Here is a 2,392-nt window from a genome sequence, read left to right as displayed (position 1 = left end):
TCGTCCACCCCGTGGCCGCCGCAACATGGCGTTGCTGCTGTCCACCACCCTCGTCGTCTCGTTGACGTCACTTGCCGCCTCACCGGGTTGGGCCGCGACCGAGCAGTCCGGTTCGGCGCCGGCCAACCCGATCTTCCTGACCGGGCCGAACCAGGGCACGCCGGACAAGATCGCGATCGACTACCTGCGCGCCAACCCCGTCCGGTACGGCGTCGCGGCCGGTGACCTGCGGGACCTCGCGGTCCTGTCCAGCTACGGCAGCAAGCACAACGGGGTCACCCACGTCACCCTGGCGCAACGCCACCAGGGCCTGGAGATCTTCGGGGCCACCGCCACGGTCAGCGTGGCCCGCGACGGCAGCGTCGTCTTCGCCGGCGACTCGCTGGTGACCGGCCTGCCCGACGCCGCCCCGCGCACCGCCTCGCTGGACGCGGTGGAGGCGGTGGAGGCGGCGGCCGACGGCCTCGACCTGGCCGAGCCGAAGAACCCGCGGGTGATGAGCCGAGCCACCGACGCGGCCCAGCGCACCGTGGTCTCCGGCAGCGGCATCTCCGACGAGCCCATCCCCGCCAAGCTCGGCTGGCAGGCCACCGAGGATGGCGGGCTGCGGCTGGCCTGGCAGGTCGTGATCGACGACGCCACCGACGACCACCTGTGGAACGCCACGGTGGACGCCGAGACCGGCGACCTGCTGGACACCGACGACTGGACCAGCCACCACAGCGCCAGCGAACTCTCCCACAACCTGGACCAGCTGGCGCCGGGGCGGGCCGGCACGCTCGACAGCGACGCCTTCCGTACGCGCAATCCGGTGAACGACGGATCGAGCTACCAGGTGTTCGCCGGGCCGGCCGAGAGCCCGAACGACGGGCCCCGCACCCTGGTCACCAACCCGGCCGACGGCACCGCGTCGCCGTACGGCTGGCACGACACCGACGGCGCCCCGGGCGCCGAGCACACCACCACCCAGGGCAACAACGTCCACGCGTACATGGACCAGGACGCCAACAACGTGCCGGACTTCGGCAGCAGCCCGGACGGCGGGGCGAACCTGAGCTTCAACTTCCCGATGGACCACGCGGAGCACGCGCAGAGCTACCGGGACGCAGCGACCGCCAACCTGTTCTACTGGAACAACGTCATCCACGACGTCACCCACGGCTACGGGTTCGACGAGGCGTCGGGCAACTTCCAGCTGAACAACTACGGCCGCGGCGGCACGGGCGGCGACTACGTCCGCGCCGAGGCCGCGGACGGCAACGGCACCAACAACGCCAACTTCTCCACCCCGGCCGCCGACGGTGGCACCCCCCGGATGCAGATGTACCTGTGGCCCGGCAACCAGTTCGGCGCCCAGAACCAGGTGGTCCTCGACGGGGTTGGCTCGTTCGACGCCTCCTGGTCGCGGTTCAGCCCGGCCCCCACCGTCGCCGGCCTGTCCGGGCAGCGGTTCGTCTACGGCGGCACCGGCTGCGCCACCGCCACCTACCCCGGCACGCTGCCGAGCGGCAACTGGCTCGCGGTCGTCGACGGCGGCACGGTGGCCTGCAGCTACCTGCAGCGCGCCCAGGTCGCCCAGTCCCTCGGCGCCAAGGCGGTAGTGGTCGCGCACAACGCCACCGGCGCCGCGCCGGTGCTGACCGGCGCCATGAGCACCGCACCGGTGGCCATCCCGGCGGTCGCGGTGACCCAGGCCGACGGCGCCGCCATCAAGGCCGCCATCGCCGCCGGCGACGTCACCGGCTCGCTGCGCAAGCACCCGAACCACCCGGGCGTCCGGGACGGTGACTTCGACGCCGGGATCATCATCCACGAGTACGGTCACGGCGTCTCCAACCGCCTCACCGGTGGCCCGGGCGTCAACTGCCTCAGCGGCAACGAACAGATGGGTGAGGGCTGGAGCGACTACTTCGCGCTCACCATGCTGCTCGACCCGAAGGTCGACACGGCCGACGGGGTGCGCGGCATGGGCCCGTACGCCCTCTTCCAGCCCGACCGCAGCGGCGCCGGCATCCGGCCGCGGCCGTACTCGCGGAACATGGAGACCCAGCCGTTCACCTACGACAGCATCAAGACCGGTGGCTGGCTGAACGGCACCTCGCTGGCCGCGCCGCACGGCATCGGCCACGGCTGGGCCTCCGTCCTGTGGGACATGACCTGGGACCTCATCGACCGGCACGGGTACAACCCCAACGTCTACGACCCGTGGAACACCGGCGGTAACAACCTGTCCCTGCAGTTGGTGATGGACGGGCTGAAGATGCAGGGCTGCGCCCCCGGCTTCGTCACCGCCCGCAACGCCATCATCGCCGCCGACGCGGCGCTGACCGGCGGCGAGAACGCCTGCACGATCTGGGGCTCCTTCGCCCGCCGCGGCGTCGGCTACAGCGCC

At 71.8% G+C, this 2,392-nt stretch carries 1 protein-coding gene; it reads left to right on the top strand.

What is annotated here, in order from left to right:
- Positions 1-2,392 (top strand): M36 family metallopeptidase (locus K7640_RS29760; RefSeq protein WP_255610218.1); only part of this gene is annotated, 2,392 nt, incomplete at both ends.

Origin of the sequence: Micromonospora sp. PLK6-60 (assembly GCF_019890675.1) — a bacterium.
Classification (GTDB): Bacteria; Actinomycetota; Actinomycetes; order Mycobacteriales; family Micromonosporaceae; genus Micromonospora.
The sequence above is the reverse complement of the archived record's forward strand: the minus strand, read 5'-3'. Positions and strand labels throughout refer to the sequence as shown.